This is a genomic window from Paenibacillus sp. HGF5 (assembly GCF_000204455.1).
In the GTDB taxonomy this organism is placed as follows: Bacteria; Bacillota; Bacilli; order Paenibacillales; family Paenibacillaceae; genus Paenibacillus_AQ; species Paenibacillus_AQ lautus_A.
The window spans coordinates 1-8,423 of sequence record NZ_AEXS01000065.1; the positions used below are offsets into that span (position 1 = coordinate 1).

Sequence of the window (8,423 nt, forward strand, 5' to 3'; positions counted from 1 at the left end):
CATGGGCATAGTCGGACATTCTTATGGAGGGCCTACGACGGCGATGGTTTGCCGGGACGACGAGCGGTTCGCCTGCGGGATTGGCTTGGATAGCGGTGCGTTCGGCCTTCAGGGCAGCGACCTTAAGAAACCCTTCTTGCTACTGTTTTGCGAACCTAACTATAACATGAATGCGATAATTGGCGCTAACAATAGCATGGAAACCTATTATTTCTCTGTTGATCGTGTTGCGCATTTAGATTACTGCGACATCGTGTTTACCAGTGTTAATGAGGAACTCAGAGGCGAACGGGATGCTATGGAGATGCGAAATCTTGTTACAGACTACACGAAGAACTTTTTTGATCATTACATACTGCAGAAGGCTGTAAGTGTGGAAAGTCTGGCATACGATGGCGTGGACTTGATCAAGAAGACCAGCAACAAGTGACATAATCAAGAGGTCGCTGATAAACGCATGTCAAAGAGCTAGTTGTACAGACAGAGAGCCGATAACCCTATTACGCGGTTATCGGCTCTCTCATATTTCAGGGATTGTTTTTCTACTTGAGATGGTAAGCCGTGTTATCAGCGTTGAAAAACACACTTGAAGATGTTAGCAATTGGCTGAATTTTAACAGACATTGAGATTACAAACCAAAGCTTCTCCTTTGCATTAAATTTATTTTTGTGTATACATGACAACTAAAACATTTACCTTTCTTCCTGAATAGGCATGGGCCCATCGAATGGGAAGATGACCATAGCTTTGAAATCATCAAAATCGATGGAGGCATTGGCGTATCCGTCGATCCCGAACCGTTGTCCGATCAGCTTGTCACCGCCTGTATGGCGGAAATTGTAATCCGTAGCTACCGGAACATCGTCGAGGTAGACGTTGTAGGTTTTGTTATCCCAGTTGGCCACCATTTTGATTTTGTACCATGTATTGTAGGACACGTTTTGGACTGCTTTCTTGGATCCGCCGTTCTGTACAATAAACTTACCGGTATCAAAAGCAGTGACCATCGAATAATTGCCGGTACCGCTGTCGTTTCTCATCATGGCGCCATTCGCGTATTGGAAGCTGCTGTTTAATCTGGCGCGATATTCGATGACGATGCGCTGATCCCCCTCCGCTTTTACCTCCCCTGTATATGGCAGGAACAGGTTTGCCTTGCCCGAGGTAGCGGTCGTGGTCAGTCGAAGAAATTTATTCCCATCCTCTTCCTTTACCGTTGCGGTAGCTCCATTGGTCAGATCTTCGGTGGTGATACCGTAAGGGTATTTGCCTACCGTATCGCCGGAGAAATCCCGGTAAGCGTTATAGGCAACGCCATTCTGCACGCTGTTAAGCGAACCTAACAGAGCCTCTTCCGCCTGAGCGAGATTATCCAGTTCCCCGTCAAACTGCTCTTTGCTCAGATCCGGGTTGAAGGCCATCTCCTCCGCTTTATCCACCTCGGCCACAAAAGCGTCATACTTGGATTGGCTATAGTTGCCTAACCCAGTGCCCAACGGATAAGAGAAATTCGCCAGTCTATTGCGGAGCTGGTCCACAATGTCATCAAGGCCCCATCCTGCAACAATTTCTACGGATACAGTTGCGTATTCTTCAATGCACGGTAGAAGCTGTCCTGCTCAAAAATAAACCGGAACACATCCAATCCTACCCATTCGCTCCCTCTAATTCCTTCAAAAATGTTGTAATCTTGGAATGCCATCATAAGGCCATAGATGGGTGCATACTTGAAAATCAGGATATACGCCATAGGCAGCAGCAAAAGAAAATATAACTGACCGTCTCTTTTGATGTAGTACAGAAAGTTTTTTTTCCTTTTTGTTGCGCCGTACTTTCGGGAGCTGTCTAAAACCGCTTTCATTTTTCCCATCCCTCCGACTGTAATAAAGAGCTCTCATGTTTATCATTCTACCTTCAGGATGAAATAAAAAAATGTACTCCCTTAAATCAATTTGGTAATAACTTAAAAAGGTAGTTGTATGTAAACTGTAAAGTGAGGAATTAGTCAGGTAAACAAAATAAAGAACCAGAGACCACTTGGTCCTGATTCATTTAAATAGGTAACATGCCTCCAAAAATACATAAAATGAATTTTTAATACATGTAATTTGTCGGCTTCCCCTTGCAACAAGAAACCCCAACTTTAACTGTTTTGGAATCCAAATAGCAGTGAAAAGTGGAGTTGCCTCGGCAAGCTATTGATTTTTGGTTTATCTTTAGATTAAACCTCGAACATTGTAAAAAGAAGAGCCCTAAAGGAACGCCTCTAATTGGTCGGTCTTTCGTTATTTGTGCACATAGTGGCAGGCAGCTCGAATCGGCTGTAGCCCTCCATCCGGAACAGCCGGGTCGGCGTCGCCCAAGGGAGCGGATATTCACTGTACAGCTGCCGCTTCGCTGCCGCGTCTCTCATCTTCTCGGACAAGCTGGGCAGCAGGCGCACCGTGGAATCTCCATCCTCCCGCTCGGTCACGAATCGGCCGGGAATGGCACGAACGGCGCGAGCCGACTCATAGGCGCCGTTGGATACCAGCACGAAGCCTCGGCTTGCCTTGAGCGGCGAGAAGAGTGGTTTCCCTGGGGTTTCGATCGCTTCCATTAGGTTCAGATACATGCTGCACATCAAATCAGTCGGACCAAACGCCAAATCCTCTTCGGCGTCCTGTGCGCGAATGGTCAACTTGTTCTGGTAATTCCAATGCGCTTCCCCTTGCGTTCCATACACGGCAATCGAAGGCACTTCGCTGACTTCGTGACAAAGCATGGCGTAAAAATGAACGCTCACACCGTTAGCCATAACGGCGCGAATACAGGAGACATCGTCCCCATCGATGTCATTGACGTGGTAAAGCTCGGCCTGCACCGATTCCGGGTACAAGTCTGCGGCGCCTCCTCCGGCCGCCAGCAAACTATGGTGCAGCAAGTGAGCGAACGGATTGTTGAACGTCCCGTCCAGCACATACTGGCCGTCGCTGACCAGTTTGCCGGCCCAGCGGGTTCGATCGTAGTAAGAGCGAAGCCGTTTCCACATGCCAATGCCGACCACATGCTCCACCTGCCCGAGCACACCGGAGCCGATCCTTTCCAGCAGCGTTCGGAATGCCTGGCCCGACGTATTCTGGAAGTTCACCTGGCACAAGCGCCCGGTCTCCCTCTGCACCGCGATCATCTCGTCCAAGTCCTGAATCGTTACCGCCGGGGGCTTCTCCACCAGCACGTGAAAGCCCATCCGCATCACCTGGATGCACATCGGCTTGTGGGAGGAGATCGGCGTGACGAGGACGACGAAATCGATATCCGGATGCAGCGTGAGCATCTGCACGTAGTCTATATAATGGACGGCCCCAAGCGCGGTCAGCTTGCCGTAAGACTCCTGATGAGCGCCGACATTCGGCTCCGCAAAAGCAGCAACCTGCAGGCTACCCTCTTCGACCAGCTTCTGCATGACTTTCACATGTTCAGCGCCGAATCCCCCGATCCCGATCAGCGCGGTGCGACAAATCTTCACATTCCTTCCCTCCAAAGCTATGCCTTGACGAGCCGGAAACGATTCTCCCGGCCCGCCAAAGCTGCAAATTTATAATTCATACATGCTGCAAATAACGTTCCTTGATGATCGTGAGCGCCTCGTCTCCCGGCATATCCCATACCTGCCGGTTGAAGATTTCCACCTCGATCGCCCCCACGTAACCGGCCGCTTCAACGGCATGACGCATCCGGCGCAACTCGATAACGCCGTCCCCCATCATCCCTCTGCCCATCAGCAGGTCGGGTACCGGCACGATCCAATCGGAGACGTGGAAGCCGAGTATACGCCCCCTGGCCCGCTCAATTTGCGCGTACAGTTCGGGGTCCCACCAGACGTGGAATGCATCGACGACGACGCCGACGTCTTGCGGGTCGTGCTGCTCCGCGAGCGTGTTGGCTTGCGCCAGCGTATTGATGACGGAGCGTTCAGCGGCGTACATCGGGTGCAAAGGCTCGATGCCGAGCTTGACTCCGTGCGAGCGGGCGAACGGCACAAGTTCCGCGATCGCTTCTTCGACCGTCTTGCGGGCGAAATCGATATCCCGGTCTGGCGCCGGTCCGCAAACGAGCACGAGCACATCGGTGCCGAGCTCGGCCGCTTCCTCGACAGCGCGGCGATTGTCGTCCATCCGCTCTTTGCGCGCAGGCGCGGTGGCCGCCGGAAAATAACCCCCACGGCACAGGCTGGAGACGCGCAGGCCCGCGTCCCGCACAAGCCGCTTGCTCTCGGCCAGGCCGGTCTCGGCCACTTTATGCCGCCACAGCGCGATCCAAGGCACTTCGGCGCGAACGCATGCTTCCACGGCCTCACGCATATTCAGCCGATCGGTCGTAATCTGGTTCAAGCTGAGTCTGTCTATGGAACGAAGCGGTTCCATACTGATCCCTCCCGGATTTCAAACATCTCTATACATGATTACGGCCGAATACCCGCCAGCGCCAAGACAGGCTTCATCCGTTCGGCGGCAAGCTCCGGATCGGCCAATAGCCCCGCCCTGTCGGCAAGCACGAACAGCTCGGCCAAATGGACGATCGAGCGCGATCCCTCCGCTCCCCCGATCATGCGGAAATGCGGTTGGCTGCCGTTCAAGTAGGCCATGAACACAATTCCCGTCTTGTAGGCGTACGTCGGCTTCTGGAAAATATGACGCGACAAGGCAACGCTAGGCTCCATAATCGCCTCATAACTGACCAGATCCCCTGCGTCTAGCGCATGAAGCGCCTGGGCGGCGGCCGGCGCGATCGCGTCGAATATGCCGAGCAGCGCATGGCTGTAGCCCTGCTCATCACCCTTGATCAGTTCCGGGTAGTTGAAGTCGTCGCCGGTGTACATCTTGACGCCTTCCGGCAGCAGCCGGCGCATCTTGATTTCTTTGCCGGCATCGAGCAGCGAGATTTTAATCCCGTCGACCTTCTCCGCGTTTGCCCGAATGACGCGCAAACAAACGTCCATCGCCTCGTCCAGATCGTCCTTGAATCCCCAATAGCCGGCCAGAGCTGGATCGAACATGTCGCCGAGCCAATGCAGAATGACCGGCTGTTTCACCTGTCCCAAAATGCGCCCATACACCCGCTGGTAATCCTCGGGCCCTTTCGCGCAGGCGGCAAGCGCGCGGCTCGCCATCAGAATGACTTGACCGCCCTCGCCTTCGATGAAGCCAACTTGCTCTTCATAGGCGGCTTCCACGTCGGCAATCGTGATCGACGGTCCCGGAAACAGATGGTCGGTTCCCGCGCCGCAGGCGATTTTGCCACCGACCGATCGCGCTTCCGCGATCGAAGCGCGGATAAGCTCCTTCGAGCGGTTCCAGTCGAGGCCCATGCCGCGTTGGGCGGTATCCATCGCTTCCGCCACGGCCAGACCGAGCGACCACAGATGGTGCCGGTAGGAGAGCGTCAAGTTCCAATCAATCTGCGATTGATGCAGCGGATCTGCGTCCGCAAACGGATCGCAGACGACATGGGCGGCCGAGAAGGCGATGCGGCCCGTAAACGGCTTGGCCGGCACGGAGAACGAGCCTGCTTTTCCCGGAGTATATTCATACAACGCTCCCCCTGCGCGGGGGAGGAGCAACGATTTGGCCATCTGTATTCCCCTCCTTAAGAGGTAATTAAAAAATCGGCTTTTGATCACGAAGTATAGCTATGAAGCTTACTCGACGTCGAATCTTGAATTCAGCCGGGCCTTCCGCTACTCACGTAGGCTCACCTACGCTGCGTTGCTCAGTCCCTAGCTTCATCCAACCTTCTCGGTGCTGAAAAGCCGATTTTTTTAGTATTTGTTTTTACAGGCTCAGCTTCGGCACGTCGATCCAGCGGCGTTCCTGCCACGACTGCAAGCTGAGATCGGCAAGCTGGGTGCCCTTCGCGCCTTCGAGCAAATCCCACGGAAACGGCGTGCCGATGACGACATGCTTCAAGAAGAGTTCCCATTGCACCTTGAACGCGTTGTCGTATGATGCGTTGTCCGGCACCTCCACCCATTGGTCACGGAACTGGAACGGGTTCGGAATGTCCGGATTCCATACCGGCTTCGGCGTATTGACCCGATGCTGCGTCTTGCAGTCCCGCAAACCTGCCACGGCGCTGCCTTCGGTGCCGTCGACCGTAACCGTGAGCAGATCGTCGCGGTCTACGCGCACCGCCCAGGACGAGTTGGCCTGCACGATAATGCCGCCTTCCAGCTCAAATATGGCGTACGCCGCATCGTCCGCCGTGCAATCGTACGGAACGCCCTGTTCATCCAGACGTTTCGGTATATGTGTAGCGGCAAGACAGGAAACAGCCTTCACTTCCCCGAACAAATTCTCGAGAACATAGCGCCAGTGTGCAAACATGTCGACGATAATACCGCCGCCGTCTTCCTTGCGGTAGTTCCACGATGGCCGCTGACCCTGCTGCCAGTCGCCCTCGAACACCCAATAGCCGAACTCCATCCGCACGGACAGGATACGCCCGAAGTAGCCAGAGTCGTTTAAGCGCTTCAGCTTGAGCAATCCTGGCAAAAACAGCTTGTCTTGCACGACACCGTTTCTCACCCCGGCCTCAGCGGCGATGCTAGCCAGTTCAAGCGCCCCTTCCAAATCGACGGCCGTCGGCTTCTCGCAATAAATATGCTTTCCCGCGGCGATCGCCTGCTTGATGCTTTCGGCGCGGCGCACCGTCGTCTGGCTGTCGAAATAGATTTCATCGTACGGATCGGCGAGGCATGCTTCAAGATCGGTACTCCAACGTTCGATGCCGTGGGCGGCGGCCAGCGCCTGCAGCTTGCTCTCCTGCCGTCCGACCAGAATCGGGTCGGGCATGATGACGTCTCCGTCCGGTAGCGCGACGCCCCCTTGCTTTCGAATCGCAAGAATCGAACGGACCAAATGCTGGTTGGTTCCCATCCGTCCGGTAACGCCGTTCATAATAATGCCGATGTTGCGAACTGCCATCGTTCATCGCTCCCTTCGCTTCGTATAATCGTATTGTAGTCGATGCGAAACCGCTTTTCTTACGATTACGGGAACACGATTCTCAATTTTGGAAGCGAATTATTCGAGCGAAAAACAAAATCCCCGCCGACGTTTAGCCGATGGGGGATGAAGGGGAAAATATGTTTCAATCAATCGGCCGGACGTCCTTTGATCGTTATCTTGTTCCTTTGATCGCACATTGTGCACTCGCTGTCCATTTGACGGAAGGATCCCTGCCTACTCAGCATGCTCGGGCGCGTTCAGCTCCCGGTACGTTTTTGGTGACAGCTTGGCGACAGCTTTGAACGACCGGTAAAACGTAGATACGGAATCGTAGCCGACCTCGAAGCAGATCGAAATAATGTCCTTACCCGTTTCCACCAGCAACTTCTGGGCGACGCGGATGCGTACCTCGGTCAAATATTGCATCGGTGTCATGTTGTACCGTTCCTTGAAGATGTTGTTCACGTGCCGCGTGCTGATGTCCAGCTTGGAGGCGATGTCCCCCGCGGTCAGAGGATCAAAATACTTCGAATCGATATAGCTGCGAATTTTCTCGGCGCGCAGCTTGTTGGAGCCGGAGCCCGCTCCGGCGGCCTCCGTTCCGGACGATCGAACCAGCAAGAGCAGCAACTGGGACAGCTGGACTTTGAGCGAAAGCCGGACGAGCGGCGACAGCTCCCTGGACTGCTCGAACAGCATTTTCCTCAGCAGCTGACGCAGTTCGCTCGCAGCAAACAATCCCGGCTTCATCAGGCAGGAGGCCGGAAAGTAGGCGTGGAGCAGCTGCTCCCTCATATCCGGATCGAGCACTGCCTCGTCAAACGCTAACACTAACAAGGTCAGCCTGAAGTCGGACATGACGGAGTGGACGGAATACGGAACGATCAGCGCCGTATCGTCGACCGCCAACTTCCGTACTTCACCCCCTAACCGGATAGTGCCTTCCCCTTCCAGCACAAATAGCAGCTGGTGCGTCTGGTGATAGTGCTCGGACACGAGATGCCCGCCCCTATGTTTCTGCTCGTATAAGTCTATCGCATTCCTGGACAAGTCGATCCATTTCATCGTCACGGCGAAGCCCCCGTTTTTTTAGCGTTACATTTAAAGCCATTTTAGCGCGATCTGCGGCTTCTATACAACATTTGACAAAATCAACGTAGCAAATCCAAGGATGCGTCTGAGTGTACACGGGCCCATCCGTTCAAAATTTTGCGGTCCCCTATTTGAAAGTTTATCTTGCATGGCGCTTTCTAGTTGGAAACGGTGAATATGCTTTAACATCCAATTCGCTCCATACACTCATGTCTTGGTCAATCGAATATATACTCAACAACGATTAGCTTGGTGTCGATCAAACATCCACCTAATCATCGTTCTTTGATCATGGACATTCCTTGAAAAGTTCATCCTTGTTGAGGACCCTGAATGTTATA

At 53.6% G+C, this 8,423-nt stretch carries 8 protein-coding genes; 1 reads left to right on the forward strand and 7 read right to left on the reverse strand.

Annotation, left to right across the window (positions count from 1 at the left end):
* A partial coding sequence (locus HMPREF9412_RS10475; protein WP_036671882.1) for an alpha/beta hydrolase occupies positions 1-430 on the forward strand: 430 nt, incomplete at its 5' end.
* Between the two features lie 263 nt (positions 431-693).
* On the opposite strand, the gene HMPREF9412_RS32865 is transcribed toward HMPREF9412_RS10475, so the two are convergent.
* From HMPREF9412_RS32865 to HMPREF9412_RS10510, 7 genes are all read right to left on the reverse strand, one after another.
* Positions 694-1,539 (reverse strand): hypothetical protein, encoded by an 846-nt coding sequence (locus HMPREF9412_RS32865; RefSeq protein ID WP_036671884.1) that lies wholly within the window; start codon positions 1,537-1,539, stop codon positions 694-696.
* Between the two features lie 32 nt (positions 1,540-1,571).
* The gene (locus HMPREF9412_RS10485) at positions 1,572-1,862 is read right to left on the reverse strand and encodes a hypothetical protein (protein ID WP_009591446.1); all 291 of its coding nucleotides are present in this window, start codon (positions 1,860-1,862) and stop codon (positions 1,572-1,574) included.
* Positions 1,863-2,267: 405 nt separating this feature from the next.
* Entirely contained in the window at positions 2,268-3,509 is a 1,242-nt protein-coding gene (locus HMPREF9412_RS10490) for a Gfo/Idh/MocA family protein (protein ID WP_009591445.1), read from the reverse strand.
* Positions 3,510-3,585: 76 nt separating this feature from the next.
* A complete protein-coding gene (locus HMPREF9412_RS10495; RefSeq protein ID WP_009591442.1) occupies positions 3,586-4,407 on the reverse strand; it encodes a sugar phosphate isomerase/epimerase family protein in 822 nt (273 codons plus the stop codon).
* Positions 4,408-4,445: 38 nt separating this feature from the next.
* On the reverse strand, positions 4,446-5,615 hold the full coding sequence (locus HMPREF9412_RS10500; RefSeq protein WP_009591444.1) for a dihydrodipicolinate synthase family protein: 1,170 nt from the start codon (positions 5,613-5,615) through the stop codon (positions 4,446-4,448).
* Positions 5,616-5,814: 199 nt separating this feature from the next.
* Entirely contained in the window at positions 5,815-6,966 is a 1,152-nt protein-coding gene (locus HMPREF9412_RS10505) for a Gfo/Idh/MocA family protein (RefSeq protein ID WP_009591438.1), read from the reverse strand.
* Positions 6,967-7,224: 258 nt separating this feature from the next.
* Entirely contained in the window at positions 7,225-8,055 is an 831-nt protein-coding gene (locus HMPREF9412_RS10510) for an AraC family transcriptional regulator (RefSeq protein ID WP_254664026.1), read from the reverse strand.
* Positions 8,056-8,423 lie beyond the last annotated feature (368 nt).